17 protein-coding genes are annotated in these 17,216 nt (G+C 56.3%); 8 read left to right on the top strand and 9 right to left on the bottom strand.

Translation table 11 applies throughout. From position 1 onward, the window contains the following. Positions 1-7: 7 nt before the first annotated feature. A complete protein-coding gene (locus tag C1N60_RS06860) occupies positions 8-451 on the bottom strand; it encodes an NADH-quinone oxidoreductase subunit A (protein ID WP_021509213.1) in 444 nt (147 codons plus the stop codon). Between the two features lie 477 nt (positions 452-928). On the opposite strand from C1N60_RS06860, the gene C1N60_RS06855 reads away from it, so the two are divergent. Continuing rightward, complete coding sequence (locus C1N60_RS06855; RefSeq protein ID WP_260467622.1) at positions 929-1,063, top strand: hypothetical protein; 135 nt, start codon at positions 929-931, stop codon at positions 1,061-1,063. Between the two features lie 48 nt (positions 1,064-1,111). Here the strand turns inward: C1N60_RS06855 and lrhA are convergent, their stop codons facing one another. After that, positions 1,112-2,035: a transcriptional regulator LrhA gene (gene lrhA / locus C1N60_RS06850; RefSeq protein ID WP_021509211.1), complete on the bottom strand. Its 924-nt coding sequence runs from the start codon at positions 2,033-2,035 to the stop codon at positions 1,112-1,114. 965 nt (positions 2,036-3,000) lie between these two features. Here lrhA and C1N60_RS06845 point away from each other — a divergent pair. Then, positions 3,001-4,218: a pyridoxal phosphate-dependent aminotransferase gene (locus tag C1N60_RS06845; RefSeq protein ID WP_021509208.1), complete on the top strand. Its 1,218-nt coding sequence runs from the start codon at positions 3,001-3,003 to the stop codon at positions 4,216-4,218. A 70-nt stretch (positions 4,219-4,288) separates the two neighbouring features. After that, complete coding sequence (yfbR, locus tag C1N60_RS06840; protein WP_021509207.1) at positions 4,289-4,888, top strand: 5'-deoxynucleotidase; 600 nt, start codon at positions 4,289-4,291, stop codon at positions 4,886-4,888. A gap of 25 nt (positions 4,889-4,913) precedes the next feature. Here yfbR and C1N60_RS06835 read toward each other — a convergent pair whose 3' ends face one another. The 3 genes from C1N60_RS06835 to yfbV form a co-directional block, all read right to left on the bottom strand. Beyond that, a complete protein-coding gene (locus C1N60_RS06835; RefSeq protein WP_058780303.1) occupies positions 4,914-5,573 on the bottom strand; it encodes a sugar phosphatase in 660 nt (219 codons plus the stop codon). Positions 5,574-5,587: 14 nt separating this feature from the next. Further along, positions 5,588-6,082 carry a YfbU family protein gene (locus tag C1N60_RS06830; RefSeq protein WP_021509205.1) on the bottom strand — a complete coding sequence of 165 codons (495 nt, stop codon included), beginning with the start codon at positions 6,080-6,082 and terminating at the stop codon, positions 5,588-5,590. A 150-nt stretch (positions 6,083-6,232) separates the two neighbouring features. Beyond that, positions 6,233-6,685: a terminus macrodomain insulation protein YfbV gene (yfbV, locus tag C1N60_RS06825; protein WP_021509204.1), complete on the bottom strand. Its 453-nt coding sequence runs from the start codon at positions 6,683-6,685 to the stop codon at positions 6,233-6,235. 339 nt (positions 6,686-7,024) lie between these two features. On the opposite strand from yfbV, the gene ackA reads away from it, so the two are divergent. The 3 genes from ackA to C1N60_RS06810 all read left to right on the top strand — a co-directional run bounded on the left by ackA (position 7,025) and on the right by C1N60_RS06810 (position 11,847). Next, positions 7,025-8,227: an acetate kinase gene (gene ackA, locus C1N60_RS06820; RefSeq protein WP_021509203.1), complete on the top strand. Its 1,203-nt coding sequence runs from the start codon at positions 7,025-7,027 to the stop codon at positions 8,225-8,227. Between the two features lie 69 nt (positions 8,228-8,296). Further along, complete coding sequence (gene pta, locus C1N60_RS06815; protein ID WP_176428128.1) at positions 8,297-10,441, top strand: phosphate acetyltransferase; 2,145 nt, start codon at positions 8,297-8,299, stop codon at positions 10,439-10,441. Between the two features lie 146 nt (positions 10,442-10,587). Beyond that, on the top strand, positions 10,588-11,847 hold the full coding sequence (locus tag C1N60_RS06810; protein WP_125309506.1) for a 4-aminobutyrate--2-oxoglutarate transaminase: 1,260 nt from the start codon (positions 10,588-10,590) through the stop codon (positions 11,845-11,847). Between the two features lie 45 nt (positions 11,848-11,892). On the opposite strand, the gene yfcD is transcribed toward C1N60_RS06810, so the two are convergent. Together yfcD and yfcF are read right to left on the bottom strand one after the other, a co-directional pair. After that, on the bottom strand, positions 11,893-12,438 hold the full coding sequence (yfcD, locus tag C1N60_RS06805) for an NUDIX hydrolase YfcD (protein ID WP_021509200.1): 546 nt from the start codon (positions 12,436-12,438) through the stop codon (positions 11,893-11,895). A gap of 105 nt (positions 12,439-12,543) precedes the next feature. After that, a complete protein-coding gene (gene yfcF / locus C1N60_RS06800; RefSeq protein WP_058758433.1) occupies positions 12,544-13,185 on the bottom strand; it encodes a glutathione transferase in 642 nt (213 codons plus the stop codon). Positions 13,186-13,389: 204 nt separating this feature from the next. Here yfcF and C1N60_RS06795 point away from each other — a divergent pair, with 204 nt between their 5' ends. After that, positions 13,390-14,286 (top strand): TIGR01777 family oxidoreductase, encoded by an 897-nt coding sequence (locus C1N60_RS06795; RefSeq protein WP_315656696.1) that lies wholly within the window; start codon positions 13,390-13,392, stop codon positions 14,284-14,286. Between the two features lie 17 nt (positions 14,287-14,303). On the opposite strand, the gene C1N60_RS06790 is transcribed toward C1N60_RS06795, so the two are convergent. Further along, positions 14,304-15,191: a LysR family transcriptional regulator gene (locus C1N60_RS06790; RefSeq protein ID WP_262257542.1), complete on the bottom strand. Its 888-nt coding sequence runs from the start codon at positions 15,189-15,191 to the stop codon at positions 14,304-14,306. A 172-nt stretch (positions 15,192-15,363) separates the two neighbouring features. Between C1N60_RS06790 and C1N60_RS06785 the strand changes: the two genes are divergently transcribed. Continuing rightward, positions 15,364-16,233 (top strand): MBL fold metallo-hydrolase, encoded by an 870-nt coding sequence (locus C1N60_RS06785; protein ID WP_394521570.1) that lies wholly within the window; start codon positions 15,364-15,366, stop codon positions 16,231-16,233. A gap of 56 nt (positions 16,234-16,289) precedes the next feature. Here the strand turns inward: C1N60_RS06785 and C1N60_RS06780 are convergent, their stop codons facing one another. Next, positions 16,290-17,054, bottom strand: a complete 765-nt coding sequence (locus C1N60_RS06780) for a meso-2,3-butanediol dehydrogenase (RefSeq protein ID WP_058780298.1) — start codon at positions 17,052-17,054, stop codon at positions 16,290-16,292. Positions 17,055-17,216 lie beyond the last annotated feature (162 nt).

The raw sequence follows: 17,216 nt of genomic DNA, 5'->3' as shown, positions 1-17,216 counted from the left end.
CTCGCTTTTACTGCTTATGAGGGTTGGTGTGACTGTGGCTGACCGGGCTCGATTTGACGACTACGCGACGACGCGCAGGCGCCCAATCCAGCGCACCGATGCGCACCAGATAAACCAGGCCTGCCAGGAGCACCAAAATGAAAATTGCGGCTTCGACAAAGCCGACCCAGCCGCTTTCGCGAATGGAGGTCGACCATGCGTATAGATAGAGGGCTTCGACGTCGAAAATGACGAAAAACATCGCAACCAGATAGAATTTTGCCGAGAGGCGGATATGGGTATCACCGACGGATTCGATACCGGATTCAAACGGCGTGTCTTTATGACGCGCGCGTGCACGTCCACCTAACAACCAGCCACCGGTTAACATAAAGGCACACAGGCCAAACGCGATAACAATGAAAACAATAAACGCCCAGTGATGAGCGATGACTTCTGTGGTTGTTGACATACTCTTTGCTTACTCATCAAAAGTGGCGATGGCATCCTGCACTGTCGCAGCAAACACACCACATCGATTCAAGGGAAGGATAAAAAACCTTATAAACTTTGCTGTCTTTATCAATTAAGCAGCAATTTTATGGGGTTTTTTACTCCTTTCTATAACCTTTTGTCAACTTTGACAAAAGTATCCAAACATTAATTTACACCCGCATCATATTATTAACATATGCACCTCTGAGCGCCAGCTAAATCGCTTCAGTTTGTACGGTTAATTTCAGTGTAGCGGGTATTCACATGCATGGATCGTGCGTTTAACAATCATAGTTTGACAGGTCTTGCGCGGATTTCCCCCCCCTTATCGGGGGTATTTTTTTGATCCAGAACACATATTGACGTTTTTTGCTGGAAAAACCGGCAGGCGGTCTGGCGACAGGCGGAGATAAAGTTGGCACGAAATGATAAATAAATTCCGCGCAGGATGAAAATGAAACACATTTCATTTTTCAGGAAGTTAGTGAAATTATCAGGTGCAAATCGTGCTAAAAAAGCGGAAATAACCGCCATAAAAAAAGCCTTAGCTGATTTTCATCAGGCTAAGGCTCTTTTCTCTAACTTTTAACAATTATCTGGCATGCCGGTTGTGACGGATTACCAGTAACGGTCAACCTTACTCTTCATCATCCAGCAGCAGCGTACCGTCCGGATTCGCGCTTAGATTGTAAGGATCGTTAGTGGATTGCATCGCGTTGAAGATGGCCAGTGCCAGCTCATTATCGCTGTCCGGATTACGGCACAGCAGATATTGCGTATCCGGCAGCACCGGCAGGCCTTCTGCTGCCCCCATCACGCGCAGTTCCGGGCTCATCATTTCAACCGGACGCGCGGTGACACCCAGCCCCGCTTTTACCGCCGCACGTACCGCCGCCAGCGTGGAAGCCACGTAGGAGATACGCCACGGGATACCCGCTTCGTTGAGATGATCGATCGCCATGTCACGATACGGGCTTGGCTCATCCAGCAGCACCAGCGGAATGGCTTCACCACGCTGGAAAATATAGTCTGCCGCGCAGTACCACAGCGTTGGCGAGGTGCGCAGCACCTGGTAGGTGAAGTTACCCGGACTGGAGGTGGTCACCACCAGATCCACTTCGCCCTGGTTCAGCATCTCCATCATAAACGGATTACGCTTCACGCGGACGTCGATTGCCAGTTTCGGATACACTGACGTTACGCGGTTAAGCAGAAACGGCAGAATGGTATCAGAGGTATCGTCAGACGCGCCAATCGTCAGCACGCCCTGGATATTGCTGTACATTAAAGAAGTGCAGGCTTCATCGTTGAAACGCAGGATCTTCCTGGCGTATCCAAGCAGCTGAATGCCATGCTCAGTCAGCAATTTGTTACGTCCATGTCTGGCAAACAGCTCTTTACCTACCAATTGTTCCAGACGTTGCATCTGCTGGCTTACGGCTGATTGCGTTCTGCATACTGCTGCAGCGGCGGCTGCAAAGGTATTCAGGTCAGCAACGGCGACAAAAGTACGCAGCAGATCGAGGTCGAGATTCAGTATCGGACGATTTGCATTAGTCATGTTATTTCTTCACTTATAAGATTTTTTGAAACTACTACCCTGGTGTATTACCATACTTATCAAAGAGATAAGTGGTAATGGTGCTTAATGATCGCCCTGTGTGAAGGCGCTCATGAAAAAATCGAGTCAGGCGGATGCCGACGAACACATCACCGCAAAACGGGCAATGGCGTCGTAAAAGTCAGAACAACTTCCTGGGCCAGGGACGTCAGTAGAACGTTGCTGGAAGCTGTGTAGTTGCCTGGTTTCCCGCCAAACTGTCCTGCGGGGCAAAAAGGAATAACATCTTGTTATGCTGATGCGAAGCGATAAAGTGCATCAAATAATAAATTATACTTAATCATTTTTACGCTATAAATGGAAATGTTTTTGTTCAAAACATCGTAATTTTTGACCAAAAGCCATTTCCGGCACATCCTGCCACAACGCTGCTGATTTTTTAACCCGCCTGGTTCTTAAACTGAATGATAAGCGTTAAAGTGACAGCGTAAATGCTATTTAAGCCGCTGCCACGCGGTTTTATCCCCGGCTGACGGGGCCTGGTTTCAACCGCCTGGCAAAGCAAATAACCGTCGTCATCGCCGCATGCCAGATAGTGCTTAATCATTGCTGCACATTTTTTCGGCATCTAACAAGATTCCTTTAACTATTTCATCAAGTCGCTAACCATTCCTCAGACCGCAGTTAAATGAAAAATTGCTGAATGGCGCGGCGTGTGGCTGGATATCCCGGTTTACAGGCGACCCGATCAGCGCAAGCATTTAATGTTGACTCCTGCCATTTTAATAGATAATTAAACCAGTTTTAATAGTTAAAAATGCGTTTCACGCCACTGAATCCGGCAAAGCCTGGCTATCGCGCCAAAACCCAGCGCTGCCCTTCTTTTGTTACGGTGAGAGGAGTAAATTGAGCAGGTTTGATTTTAGTGGCAGGTTAAAAGGACTCTGCCCATTAAGGCGGTAACGATGAATTTTCAAATTGATAAATCCGGCAAGCTGGAAAATGTCTGTTACGACATTCGTGGCCCGGTACTGAAAGAAGCTAAACGTCTCGAAGAAGAAGGCAACAAAGTTCTCAAACTCAACATCGGCAACCCTGCCCCGTTTGGTTTTGAAGCCCCTGATGAAATCCTGGTAGACGTGATTCGTAACCTACCGAGCGCGCAAGGCTATTGCGACTCGAAAGGTCTCTATTCAGCACGTAAAGCCATCATGCAGCACTACCAGGCGCGCGACATGCGCGACGTTACGGTAGAAGATATCTATATTGGCAACGGTGTGTCTGAACTGATCGTGCAGGCGATGCAGGCGCTGCTGAACAGCGGCGATGAGATGCTGGTGCCCGCGCCAGATTATCCGCTGTGGACGGCGGCGGTTTCGCTGTCAAGCGGCAAAGCGGTGCACTATCTGTGCGACGAATCCGCGGGCTGGTTCCCGGATCTGGATGATATTCGCAGCAAAATCACGCCGCGTACCCGCGGGATCGTGATCATCAACCCCAACAACCCGACCGGTGCGGTGTACAGCAAAGAGCTGCTGCTGGAGATCGTGGAGATCGCCCGCCAGCATAACCTGATCATCTTCGCCGACGAGATTTACGACAAGATTCTGTATGACGAAGCCCAGCATCATTCGATTGCCGCGCTGGCACCGGATCTGCTGACCGTGACCTTCAACGGGCTGTCCAAAACCTACCGCGTGGCGGGTTTCCGCCAGGGCTGGATGGTACTGAACGGACCGAAGAAGCACGCCAAAGGCTATATCGAAGGTCTGGAGATGCTGGCCTCGATGCGTCTGTGTGCTAACGTGCCGGCACAGCATGCCATTCAGACTGCGCTGGGCGGCTATCAGAGCATCAGCGAGTTTATCGCGCCGGGTGGACGGCTGTTCGAGCAGCGCCAGCGCGCCTGGGAACTGATTAACGATATTCCCGGCGTCAGCTGCGTGAAGCCGCAGGGCGCGCTCTATATGTTCCCGCGCATCGATGCTAAGAAATTCAACATCATGGACGACCAGAAAATGGTGCTGGATTTCCTGCTGCAGGAAAAAGTGCTGCTGGTGCAGGGCACTGCCTTTAACTGGCCGTGGCCGGATCACGTGCGCATCGTTACCCTGCCGCGCGTGGACGACCTCGAGATGGCCATCAACAAGTTTGGTCGCTTCCTGCAAGGCTATCGCCAGTAATCTGTGACGCGTATACTGTTTGACTTTCGGGGAGCCGCACAAGCTCCCCGCCGTGCAACAGGAACCGTCCATGACCCGTAGCCACTTTTTCGCCCACCTCTCCCGCCTGAAACTCATCAACCGCTGGCCGCTGATGCGCAATGTGCGCACGGAAAATGTCTCCGAGCACAGTCTGCAGGTCGCCATGGTGGCGCATGCGCTGGCCATCATTAAAAACAAAAAATTTAACGGCAATCTGAATGCCGATCGCATCGCCATGCTGGCGCTGTATCACGATGCCAGCGAAGTGCTGACCGGCGATTTGCCCACGCCGGTAAAGTACTACAACGCGCAGATTGCCCATGAATACAAGAAGATTGAAAAGATTGCGCAGCACAAGCTGATTGAGATGCTGCCGCCTGAGTTGCAGGACGCATATCGTCCGCTGCTGGATGAGCACCTGCATAGCGAGAGCGAGCAGGCGGTGGTAAAACAGGCTGATGCGCTGTGCGCCTACCTCAAGTGCCTTGAAGAACTATCGGCCGGCAACAACGAGTTTCTGCTGGCCAAAGCCCGTCTGGAGAAGACGCTGGCGCAGCGGCGATCGCCGGAGATGGATTACTTCGTTGAAGTCTTCATCCCCAGCTTCAGCCTGTCGCTGGATGAAATTTCCCAGGATACGCCGCTGTAACCTGCGCCGCTCAGCGTGGGCTGTTTCAGGCGCGGAGCGTCACGCTGAAGTAACCGTCCAGCTGTTTACTGATGTGCAGCGGCTGCAGATTTTCCACCTGCAGCGCCACTTCACTCAGGCGTGGCGCATCGGCCGGCGGATTGACCGCCACCACCGCGCTGCCCGCTTCCAGCCCGGCGATAATGCCCGCCGGTGCATCTTCCACCACCACGCATTCTGGCGCAGAAAGCCCGAGCCGCTCAGCGCCCAGCAAATAAGGTTCAGGATTGGGCTTACCGAATTTAATGTCCTCGGCGGTAATAAACACCTCCGGCAGCGGTAAACCGGCCGCTTTGTGACGGGCATGCGCCACCGGGATCGATCCCGAAGTCACAATCGCCCAGGGAATGTCGAGTGCGTTCAGGGTGGTCAGCAACGCGTGTGCACCGGCAATCGCCTGCACGCCTGCCGTGTCTTCTGCTTCCAGCTGCTCCAGCCAGCGAAATTCGGCCTGGATCGCTGCTTCAGACTGGCCCGCCATAAAGTGGCGCAGCGAGTTGATCGCCGGTTTGCCGTGAATGTAGTCCAGCACCTGCTGCGCAGCAAGGCCGTGGCGTGCGCCCCAGCTTGACCAGGCGCGATTCACGGCCGGCAGTGAATCCACCAGCGTCCCGTCTAAATCAAACAGAAAACCCCTGTACTTCACACGTTGCTCCTTATTCAGGCATTGAGGATTTGCGCGATTTCATTCTCGCTGAGGTGATACTGACGCGGACAAGTGTGCCACACCGCCAGCATGCGTTGGTATTTTTCCCACATCGGGGTTTGCGCATTGAAGCCGTGGGTGCCGGAATCGAAATGGGTATAGCGCCCTTCCACATTAACCATAAAGCGCACATAGCCGAGGTAACGCGCTTCGGTGGCCGCGTCGAAGCCGAGAAACGCCAGGCGACGCTCTTCAATGTTGCACGGCGCTTTGTGATTGGACCAGGAAACATGCAGCGCATGATGCATTTCCATAATGTCGATCAGCGTACGGCAGGTCGCCTCGCTCAGTTCGCCGAACTCTTTGTCCAGCTCGCGCAATTGCAGTCCATAGCCGCGTTCAATAATGGTCTGATAGCGGCGATAGCGCTCGGCGTTATCCGGCTCAAGCATCGCCATCATCTGGTATTGATTAGAAAGAATCAGTCGCTGTGCATGGGTCATTTCCATGGTTTACTCCCGGGCCGCAGGGCCGCTTAAGATTTAAACAATGCAGAAATGATTACACAACGAAAGCGATGCGTGTATATCCGCATCACTATTCTTTGATTTGAACCGGGATTGGGCGCAAATTCTCTGGCAGAGAAAAGCGCCATGCGATCAAAGATCGTCGAGGAAAGTACGGTCGAGCTGCTTAAAAGCACGCTTGAGCACATCCGCCAGCGCCTGGTAAGTCGGCTTGCCGTCAACGGGGGCAATGGCCTGTCCGGCCTCTTCCAGTTTGGCGCGCACTTCGTGGAACCAGTGCAGCAGCGTTGGCGGCAGCGGCGTGACGGAACGTTTACCCAGCCACCATAATCCCTGCATCGGCAGGCTACAGGCAAACAGCGCGGTGGCAATCGCCGGACCGAGCTGCCCGCCGAGCGCGATTTGCCACGTCAGCGTAAAAATGGCCAGCGGTGGCATAAAGCGAATCGCAAAGCGGGTTGCCGTCACCACACGGTTCTCAGGAAACACCGGCGCCAGACGTTTGTCGGCGGGCCAGGTTTTCATGTAGTGCTGGCCGCGCTGAAATAAGCCGAACCAGCCTGGATTGCCTGCGTCATTCGCCATGGTAGACCTCAACTATTACTGCAACATTTAAAAAAAATTTACAACTACACAACTTTACGTGACATCCTTCAAAAGATTTTGTCTTTGCGGGTCACAGTGGGTATTCTGACGCCGTTTTTGCAACATTACCGGAAGCCGCAGCTCAATAAAAGAGCGCGCTGGAACCATGTTTCGCTTCGTGGATTTCAAAAATCTGCGTAAAATTACCGAAATTTTTTGCGTGTCGTTTCTTTTTTGACTAGCGCATGATGTTAATCATTAATCTACCAGCTTTCATAGGCTACGCTGTTAGTCTGATTGCGTTATTTTTAGCCACTATTTAACAAAATAGGTACTTCCATGTCGACGAAGTTAGTACTGGTCCTCAACTGCGGCAGCTCCTCTCTTAAGTTTGCCATTCTCAATCCAGCCAGCGGTGACGAATACCTTTCCGGTCTGGCGGAGTGTTTCCACCTGCCGGAAGCGCGCATCAAGTGGAAACTGGACGGCAGCAAACAGGAAGCCCCGCTCGGCGCGGGCGCAGCGCACAGCGAAGCGCTGAACTTCATCGTTAAAACTATTCTGGCACAAAAACCAGAGCTTTCGGCACAAATCGCTGCAATCGGCCATCGTATCGTTCACGGCGGCGAGCAGCTGACGCAATCAGTGGTGATTGACGAGTCCGTCATTCAGGGCATCAAAGACGCGTCGTCCTTCGCGCCACTGCACAATCCGGCGCACCTGATCGGTATCGACGAAGCCATGAAAAACTTCCCGCACCTGTCGGATAAAAATGTCGCCGTTTTCGACACCGCCTTCCATCAGACTATGCCGGAAGAGTCCTATCTCTATGCCCTGCCGTACAACCTGTATAAAGAGCACGGCGTGCGCCGCTACGGCGCGCACGGCACCAGTCACTACTATGTGACGCAGGAAGCCGCCAAAATGCTGAACAAGCCGGTCAGCGAGCTGAACATCATCACCTGCCATCTCGGCAACGGCGGTTCTGTGGCGGCCATCCGTAACGGCCAGTGCGTAGATACCTCAATGGGTCTGACGCCGCTGGAAGGTCTGGTGATGGGCACCCGCAGCGGTGACATCGATCCGGCTATCGTCTTCTTCCTGCACGATACGCTGGGCATGAGCGTGGATGCGATCAACAAACTGCTGACCAAAGAGTCCGGCCTGCTGGGCCTGACCGAAGTCACCAGCGACTGCCGTTACGTGGAAGATAACTACGCCACCAAAGACGATGCCAAACGTGCGATGGATGTGTTCTGTCACCGCCTGGCGAAGTACATCGGCAGCTACACCGCGCTGATGGAAGGCCGTCTGGATGCGGTAGTGTTTACCGGCGGTATCGGTGAAAACGCGGCGATGGTGCGTGAGCTGGCGCTGGACAAACTGGGTCTGCTTGGCTTCGAGGTTGACCACGAGCGCAACCTGGCTGCACGCTTCGGCAAGTCCGGCTTCATCAATAAAGAAGGGACCCGCCCGGCGGTGGTGATTCCAACCAATGAAGAGTGGGTCATCGCCCAGGATGCCGCGCGCCTCACCGCGTAATGTTTCTCTCCGTCAGCTTCGGCTGACGGTGTTGTTTTTGACACCCTGTAACACCGCGAGGTTTCTATAGTGTCACGTACAATTATGCTTATTCCTACCGGCACCAGCGTCGGCCTGACCAGCGTCAGCCTTGGCGTGATTCGTGCCATGGAGCGCAAAGGCGTGCGCCTGAGCGTGTTCAAACCGATCGCCCAGCCGCGCGCTGGCGGCGATGCGCCAGACCAGACCACCACCATCATTCGCAAAAACTCCGCTATTCCGGCCGCGGTTCCGCTGCCGATGTCCCGCGTTGAGTCGCTGCTGGGTTCTAACCAGCAGGATGTGCTGATGGAAGAGATCATCGCCAACTACCACGCCAACGCCAAAGATGCGGAAGTGGTGCTGGTGGAAGGCCTGGTTCCGACGCGCAAACATCAGTTTGCCTCGGCGCTGAACTATGAAATTGCCAAAACGCTGAACGCGGAGATCGTCTTCGTCATGTCGCTGGGTAACGACTCACCGGCACAGCTGAAAGAGCGCATCGAACTGACGCAGAGCAGCTTCGGCGGCAGCAAAAACAAAAACATCACCGGCGTCATCATCAACAAACTCAACGCGCCGGTGGATGAGCAGGGCCGCACCCGTCCGGATCTGTCAGAAATTTTCGACGACTCCTCAAAAGCCAGCATCGCCAACATCGATCCTAAGCAGCTGTTCGCCAACAGCCCGCTGCCGGTGCTGGGCTGCGTGCCGTGGAGCTTTGATCTGATCGCGACGCGCGCCATTGATATGTGCCGCCATCTCAACGCGGAGATCATCAACGAAGGTGAAATCCATACGCGTCGCGTCAAATCCGTCACCTTCTGCGCGCGCAGCATCCCGCATATGCTGGAGCACTTCCGTCCGGGCTCGCTGCTGGTGACCTCAGCCGACCGCCCTGACGTGCTGGTGGCGGCCTGTCTGGCGGCGATGAACGGCATCGAAATTGGTGCGGTGCTGCTGACCGGTGGCTATCAGATTGAAGCGCCGATCGCCCGTCTGTGCGAACGCGCCTTCCAGACCGGCCTGCCGGTGTTCATGGTAAAAACCAACACCTGGCAAACCTCGCTCAGCCTGCAGAGCTTCAATCTGGAAGTGCCGGCTGACGACACGCAGCGTATCGAAAAAGTGCAGGAGTACGTGGCCGGCTTTATCAATGCTGACTGGGTTGAATCGCTGACCGCGACGTCCGAACGCAGCCGTCGTCTGTCACCGCCGGCATTCCGTTATCAGCTCACCGAACTGGCGCGTAAAGCCGGCAAGCGCATCGTCCTGCCGGAAGGCGACGAACCGCGTACCGTTAAAGCGGCGGCGATTTGTGCCGAGCGCGGCATCGCCACCTGTGTGCTGCTGGGCAATCCGGATGAGATTCAGCGCGTGGCCGCAGCGCAGGGCGTTGAGCTCGGCAAAGGCATTGAAATTGTCGATCCGCAGGTGGTGCGTGACAACTACGTGCCGCGCCTGGTTGAGCTGCGAAAGAGCAAAGGCATGACCGAAGTGGTCGCGCAGGAGCAGCTGGAAGATAACGTGGTGCTGGGCACCATGATGCTGGAAAGCGGCGAAGTTGACGGTCTGGTCTCGGGCGCGGTTCACACCACCGCCAACACCATTCGTCCGCCGTTGCAGCTGATCAAAACCGCGCCGAACAGCTCGCTGGTCTCCTCGGTATTCTTCATGCTGCTGCCAGAGCAGGTGCTGGTGTACGGCGACTGCGCCATCAACCCGGATCCTAATCCGGAGCAGCTGGCCGAGATCGCGATTCAGTCCGCCGACTCCGCTAAAGCCTTCGGCATCGATCCACGCGTAGCGATGATCTCCTACTCTACCGGTAACTCCGGTGCCGGTAGTGACGTAGAGAAAGTGCGTGAAGCAACGCGCATTGCGCAGGAAAAACGCCCGGATCTGGTGATTGATGGCCCGCTGCAGTACGACGCCGCAATCATGGAAGACGTCGCCAAGTCTAAAGCACCGAACTCAGCGGTGGCCGGACGTGCGACGGTATTTATCTTCCCGGATCTCAACACCGGTAACACCACTTACAAAGCGGTGCAGCGTTCTGCCGACCTGATCTCCATCGGGCCGATGCTGCAGGGCATGCGCAAACCGGTTAACGACCTGTCACGCGGTGCGCTGGTCGATGATATTGTCTACACCATTGCGCTGACGGCGATTCAGTCGCAGCAGGCTGAAGGCTAATCCCCTTCCCCGCTCCGCATCAGCACGCCCGCCCGGGCGTGCTTTTTTTTATCCTGCGCCACAACCCTGCCCGTATAAACGTACTGGCAAAATCCCGCCTGCGCGCTAACACTGATTACACTCTCCCGCGACTTACGAGGTCAGCAATGAGCAACAGTGATGTGCACAGCCGTCGGTTACAGGCCACGCCGCGTGGCGTGGGCGTGATGTGTGATTTCTTTGCGGCGAAAGCCGAAAACGCCACGCTGTGGGACCAACAGGGGCGCGAATATATTGATTTCGCCGCTGGCATTGCGGTGCTCAATACCGGACACCGGCATCCCAAAGTGCTGGCGGCGGTACAGCAGCAGCTGACGTGCTTCACTCATACCGCGTTTCAAATCGTGCCGTATGAGAACTACATTCACCTTGCGGAGCGTCTGAATGCGCTGGTGCCGATTGAAGGCGCCGTGAAAACCACCTTCTTCTCTACCGGCGCCGAGGCGGTTGAGAACGCGGTGAAAATCGCGCGCGCAGCCACCGGCCGCCCGGGGATTATCGCCTTCAGCGGCGCGTTCCACGGTCGCACCAATATGACCATGGCGCTGACCGGCAAAGTACTGCCTTACAAAACCGGCTTCGGCCCGTTTGCCAGCCCGGTATTTCATGCGCGTTACCCCAATGCGCTGCATAACGTCAGCGTGCACGATGCGCTCGACAGTCTGGAGATGATTTTCCGCAGCGATATTGCGCCACAGCAGGTGGCGGCCATCATCTTTGAACCGGTTCAGGGCGAAGGCGGATTCTATGTCGCGCCGCCAGAGTTTGTGACGGCGCTGCGCCAGCTGTGCGATCGCCACGGCATCCTGCTGATCGCCGATGAAGTACAGAGCGGTTTTGCGCGCACCGGCAGGCTGTTTGCCAGCGAATATTATGAGGTGCAGCCGGATCTGATCACACTGGCGAAAAGTCTGGCAGGCGGGTTTCCGCTGTCGGCGGTGAGCGGCCGGGCCGCGGTGATGGATGCACCGGAGCCGGGCGGTCTGGGCGGCACTTATGCTGGCCATCCGCCGGCAATTGCCGCCGCGCATGCGGTGCTGGATATTATCAGTGAGGAAAACCTGTGCGCGCGTGCGCAATGGCTCGGTACGCAGCTGGCGGAAGCGTTGAACGGCGCCGGCTGCCGTGCGCTGGCCGAGGTACGCGGCTATGGCTCGATGATGGCGGCGGAGTTTCATGACGCCAGCGGCCGACCCTCAGCGGAGATCGCCAAAGCGATTCAGCAGCAGGCGCTGGCCGAAGGATTGATCCTGCTGACCTGCGGCGTGCACAGCAACGTGATCCGCTTTCTTTATCCGCTAACCATTCCGGACGCCCAGTTCAGTACGGCGCTGAACATTCTCACCCGCATTCTCAGCCAGCATTAAACACAAAAGGCACCCTTAGGGTGCCTTGCTGCGGAAGCGCAGGAATCAGGCTTCGCTGCTTTGCTTACTGCGCACCGCGTCACTGTTGCGGCTCAGCCACAGCGACAGGGCTTTGAGTGAATCATCGGTGAATTCATCACAGCGGGCGGTGATCTCTTCCGGCGTCATCCAGAACACTTCATCCACTTCCTCTTCCTGCATGGCAAACGGACCGTGCGACACGCAGCTGAACAGCCCACCCCATACGCGGCAGTGCTGATCTTCGAAGTAGAATTTGCCGTGCTCGGCGAACGGGACATCAGCGATGCCGAGCTCCTCTTCCGCTTCACGACGGGCGGATTCCAGCAGGTCTTCACCGCTTTGCACCACGCCGCCCGCAGTGGCATCCAGCATACCCGGCATGAAATCTTTGCTCTCGGTACGGCGTTGCACCAGAATCTTGCCCATGCCGTCGTGCACCACAATATAGGTAGCGCGATGGCGCAGACATTGCGCACGCATCTGCGCACGGCTGGCCTGCGCAATCACTTCGTTTTCTTCGCTAACGATATCCACCCACTCGATACCGTCACCTGCCGTTTGATCCACCATCCGGTAACCCTTTCTCTGTTTTCGGCGTGCCCAGCACGCGCCTGTTTGCGATGCTTTATTAGAATGAGCGCTAAGGTAAAGCGTTCTTTTCGCCGCCGCAAGGTTTTAGCGTGCTTTACCCGACTCGGCCAGCCACAGCTGCACTGAGGCGCGCTGCCACTGGAATTCTGCATAGTGCTGCAGCTTCACCGGCAGCGGATCGCCGTGCAGCGCCAGCCGGTTAATCATCACCGCCAGGTCGGTGTCGGCAATCGACCACTCGCCAAACAGGTTCTGTTGGCCGTCCGGCAGCAGGCGCTGCACCGCGGCAATCAATTTACTGGCGGCCTGTTCGCCAGCGGGCGTGAGCGGAGCAAAGCGTTCAGCAGCAAACAGCACTTCGGTAGGTCGCTCCGTGCGCAGCGCCAGTAAATCGCTGCGCAGCCACGCCTGCACTTCGCGCGCGTGGGCACGTTTTTCGCGATCGCGCGGATAGAGGCGCTCAAACTCCGGCGCCGGAAAACGCTCTTCGAGGTATTCGGCGATGGCCGAGGATTCATTCAGGCTGACATCATCAATTTGCAGCGTGGGCACACGGCAGGTCAGCGACAGGCCGCGGTATTCCTCGTCAAGCTGTGCATTGCGCGACAGGTCAACGCGCCTGACCGTAAAGGGAATGCCCTTCTCGGTAAGCGCAACATAAACTGACATGGCATACGGGCTAAAAAAACAGGAATCGGACCACAAGGTAATGGCGGGATAGTTCATCAGCTGCCTCGGCTAAGCGTCAGGTGTGCATCATGTTTACCGATTTTTGCCGGCTAAGGCAATGGCGCGCTGGTCCGATGTTTTGCCGCAGGACCACGGCAAACTGGCGGTTTTTCATCATAAGCGTAAGCGCTGTCACGCCGCAGCGGCACTTCTCTTCTATGCTCAATTCAGAGCAGATAATTAATGACAGGGAGACTAAACATGCACCTGCTTATTACCGGTGGTACCGGCTTGATAGGTCGCCATTTAATTCCGCGCCTGCTGCAGCTGGGCCATCAGGTGAATGTGGTAACGCGTGACGTGGCGGCTGCGCGGGAAAAACTCGATGCGCGCGTGATGCTGTGGTCGGGCATTAACCAGCAGTCCGATCTCAATGCTATTGACGGCGTCATCAATCTGGCGGGAGAACCGATTGCCGACAAGCGCTGGACCGAGCAGCAGAAGCAGCGCCTGTGCGAAAGCCGCTGGCAAATCACTGAACAGATCGTCTCGCTGATCCACGCCAGCCGTAATCCGCCGCGCCTGTTGATTTCCGGCTCGGCCACCGGCTTTTATGGTGATACCGGCGATGTGGTGGTGACCGAGGACGATCCGGGCCACGAGGAGTTTACCCACACCCTTTGCGCCCGCTGGGAGCAGCTGGCGCTGAAGGCGCAAAGCGAGCGCACCCGCGTGTGCCTGCTGCGCACCGGCGTGGTGCTGGCGCGCGAAGGTGGCGCGCTGAGCAAAATGAAGCTGCCGTTCAAACTTGGCGTCGGCGGACCGATTGGCAGCGGCAAACAGTACCTGCCGTGGATCCACGTGGACGATCTGGTCAACGCCATCCTGTGGTTGATCGATAACGATCAGTTGCAGGGCCCGTTCAACATGGTGGCGCCTTACGCGGTGCGCAACGAGCAGTTCGCCGCCACGCTGGGCCAGGTGATGCACCGTCCGGCCTTTATGCGCACTCCGGCCAGCGCCATTAAACTGATGATGGGAGAATCCGCCGTGCTGGTGCTGGGCGGACAGCACGTGCTGCCGAAGCGGCTGGAAGAGTCCGGCTTTGGTTTCCGCTGGTACGATTTGCAGGAAGCGCTGCAGGATGTCGCCGGCTGATGCGTCTCCGCTCAGGCTTACCGCGGCGCCACGGCGGGCGTGAGGCAAAGCTGCTGAAGGAAACGCGCCGTTAACGGTCGGGTATCCTGCCTGCGCCAGACGGCATATAGCACAATCTTCAGCGCCAGATCGGGTAGCGGCATCAGCACAACGTTATCCGGAACGATGCGCGCCAGGCTGTGCTGGATCAGGGTGAAACCCAGCCCGGCTTCGACACAGGCAAGCGCGGCCAGCGGACCATTCACTTCAAAACGAATATCCGGCTGGAAGCCGGCGCGCTGGCAGGCTGCCAGCAATCGCGCCCGCGCGGCAGGGTTGAGATTTTCCTGGTCGGCAATCCACGCCCGACCGTGCAAATCAGCCGCCACGGGTGCGGTCAGCGCACTGGATGCTGGCATCGCCAGCAGCAACGGTTCGGTCGCGATCTTCTTATGCACAAAATCCGCGTCATCGTGCGGCAGCGTATGCACAATGGCAATATCGATCGCCCCCGCCTCTAACCGGGCAATTTGCTGTGCGGAACGTAACGCATGCAGCCGGACATCAATGCCCGCCCCCGGTGCCAGCCGCGCCAGTGCCGCAGGCAGCAGGCGCGAGTGAATAGCCGCCTCCACATATCCTATATCCAGCCGGCCGACGTCACCCTGCTGCAGATGCTGCGCATACTCTTTTAACCGTTCGTGATGCTGCAAAAAGGGCGTCACCTCGGTGAGAAAGCGCTTACCCTCGTCCGTCAGGCGCAGACGTTTCTTTTCACGGTGAAACAGCACCATGCCCAGTTCGCTTTCCAGCTGCTGAATTTGCCGGCTAAGCGGTGACGGCGAAATATGTAACCGTTCCGCAGCCTGACCAATATGCTCCAGCGCCGCGACAGTGGCAAAAGCGCGCAAAATTTTTATGTCCATGACAATCCGGGTCTCAACTCTGTCAAAAATGACACTGGTCACCTTAACGGTGTTAGCGTCATTATCGCGCTAACAGCCACTGACGCAGCATTATCATCGCGCTAATCCGCCGCGAAAATTGCCGCGTTATTTTGTTTAACGTGAACGAATAAATTAGCGCACAGAGATCATTATGAGCCAGGCAATATTTTCATACACCACAGGGAAATATCAGGTCAGCGCCATCAGCGACGGCACTATGCAAGCCAGTCTGAGTTTATTAACGGATATTCACCACGACGATGCGGTCGATCTGCAACGCCAGGCAGGCATAGCACAGCCGGGCGACATCCATGTGTTTTGTTATCTGATCCGCGGTCAGGGACGCGTGATTCTGGTGGATACCGGGATGGGAAAACGCGATGCGCAGAGCGGCAAATTACTGCCTCATCTGCAGCTGGCCGGGGTGACGCCGGACGACATCGATACCCTGTTATTAACCCATGCGCACCCCGATCATATTGGCGGCTTGCTGGACAGCGCGGGTCAGCCGGTCTTTCGCCATGCCCGGCTCTGCCTTAGCCACAGCGAAGCCGCCTTCTGGCAGGATGATGCGGCGATCAGCCAGCTGAGTGAACGCGCGCAGTTAAACGCGGCGCTGGTGCGGCGCACCCTGCAGGCTTATGGCCCGCGGCTGCAGCTGATGGCGGATGAGGAGATCAGCCCGGGAATCCGTGCGCTGGCGTTACCCGGCCATACCCCGGGGCATTGCGGTTTTCGCATTAATTCAGACGGCGAGCGTTTATTGATTTGGGGTGATATTGTGCATTACCCGCCTGTTCAGCTGGCCTGTCCGCAGGTTTCTATCGCCTTCGATATTGATCCCGTCATGGCCAGAGAGACGCGCCGGCGTATTTTGCAGCAGGTGGCAGCGGAAAATACGGTGATTGCCGGCATGCATTTTGGCGCGTCTGGCTTTGCCAGAATCGTGGCGTTAGCGAACGGCGGTTATACGGCCAGCTATGTGTCAGCAAGTGACGATGGCGAAGCGAGTGAGCCATGACCGACTAACAGGCGGATTGACGGTGACAGTACACCTGACTCTCCGCCTGTTATCACTCACGCCTGTTTCGGCTGGCCGTTCGACGCCGTCAGGCCGCCATCGACCGGCAGGTTAACACCGGTGATATAACGCGCGTCGTCGCTGGCGATGAAAGCAATCGCGCTGGCGATATCTTCCGGTTCACCGGCGCGGCCCAGCGGAATACGGTCATAGAAGCGTGCGAGCAGCGCCTCATCGTTTTTCATCTCTTCGGTGAGATCGGTGAAGGTAAAGCCAGGGCAAACGGCGTTAACGCGCACGCCGTCGGTGCCATAATCCATCGCCAGCGCGCGGGTAAAATTGGTCACCGCGCCCTTGGCGGCGTTGTAGACACTCATGCCCCAGTCGCCGCCCAGTCCGGATACCGACGAGGTATTCACCACGTTGCCTTTACTGTTGAGCAGCGCGGGCATAAAGAAGTGGGTGCAGTAAAATACACCGTCGAGGTCAGTGCTCATCAGCGATTTCCAGTCCGCTATCGACACTTCGTGAATTTTGCCCTGCACGATGCTGCCGGCGTTATTCACCAGCACATCCACGCGTCCATACTGCTGCTGCACCTGCTCTGCCAGCTGTTTAACCTGATCCGCATCGCCGACGTCGCAGGGTGCCACCAGATGATTCTCGCCGCTCAGCGTGCTCAGCACCTGTTCCAGCTTGTCGCGGGTTCTGCCCACCAGCACCACCTGTGCGCCTTCACTGGCGAAACGCTGCGCCGCTGCGGCACCAATGCCGGATCCGGCTCCGGTAATCACCACCACTTTATCTGCAAAGCGCGACATATTTCCTCCTGGTTATTTCGTGGTTGAAACGGTTAAGCCTGGCAGCCAGCGCGCTGAGTTCAAGCGAAGCCTGCAGATTTAACGTAGCGCTTAGTTCAGGAAATAACCGGCGGATTATCAAATAGTGCACTTTTTTGTGCGGTTATTGGTCGCCACCACCCA

The sequence above is a fragment of the Pantoea sp. SGAir0184 genome, from assembly GCF_043544755.1.
Note: the sequence above shows the minus strand (reverse complement) of the source record. Positions and strands in the feature narration are given on the sequence as shown.

Excerpts from the sequence above, each read along its gene's own strand:
- yfcF (WP_058758433.1), bottom strand. The coding sequence starts at position 13,185 with ATGAACTATCCCGCCATTACCTTGTGGTCCGATTCCTGTTTTTTTAGC.
- yfbR (WP_021509207.1), top strand. The coding sequence starts at position 4,289 with ATGACCCGTAGCCACTTTTTCGCCCACCTCTCCCGCCTGAAACTCATC.
- C1N60_RS06860 (WP_021509213.1), bottom strand. The coding sequence starts at position 451 with ATGTCAACAACCACAGAAGTCATCGCTCATCACTGGGCGTTTATTGTT.
- C1N60_RS06855 (WP_260467622.1), top strand. The coding sequence starts at position 929 with ATGAAACACATTTCATTTTTCAGGAAGTTAGTGAAATTATCAGGTGCA.
- yfcD (WP_021509200.1), bottom strand. The coding sequence starts at position 12,438 with ATGGTGGATCAAACGGCAGGTGACGGTATCGAGTGGGTGGATATCGTT.
- C1N60_RS06830 (WP_021509205.1), bottom strand. The coding sequence starts at position 6,082 with ATGGAAATGACCCATGCACAGCGACTGATTCTTTCTAATCAATACCAG.
- C1N60_RS06785 (WP_394521570.1), top strand. The coding sequence starts at position 15,364 with ATGAGCCAGGCAATATTTTCATACACCACAGGGAAATATCAGGTCAGC.
- yfbV (WP_021509204.1), bottom strand. The coding sequence starts at position 6,685 with ATGGCGAATGACGCAGGCAATCCAGGCTGGTTCGGCTTATTTCAGCGC.
- C1N60_RS06790 (WP_262257542.1), bottom strand. The coding sequence starts at position 15,191 with ATGGACATAAAAATTTTGCGCGCTTTTGCCACTGTCGCGGCGCTGGAG.
- C1N60_RS06810 (WP_125309506.1), top strand. The coding sequence starts at position 10,588 with ATGAGCAACAGTGATGTGCACAGCCGTCGGTTACAGGCCACGCCGCGT.
- ackA (WP_021509203.1), top strand. The coding sequence starts at position 7,025 with ATGTCGACGAAGTTAGTACTGGTCCTCAACTGCGGCAGCTCCTCTCTT.
- lrhA (WP_021509211.1), bottom strand. The coding sequence starts at position 2,035 with ATGACTAATGCAAATCGTCCGATACTGAATCTCGACCTCGATCTGCTG.
- C1N60_RS06845 (WP_021509208.1), top strand. The coding sequence starts at position 3,001 with ATGAATTTTCAAATTGATAAATCCGGCAAGCTGGAAAATGTCTGTTAC.
- C1N60_RS06780 (WP_058780298.1), bottom strand. The coding sequence starts at position 17,054 with ATGTCGCGCTTTGCAGATAAAGTGGTGGTGATTACCGGAGCCGGATCC.
- C1N60_RS06795 (WP_315656696.1), top strand. The coding sequence starts at position 13,390 with ATGCACCTGCTTATTACCGGTGGTACCGGCTTGATAGGTCGCCATTTA.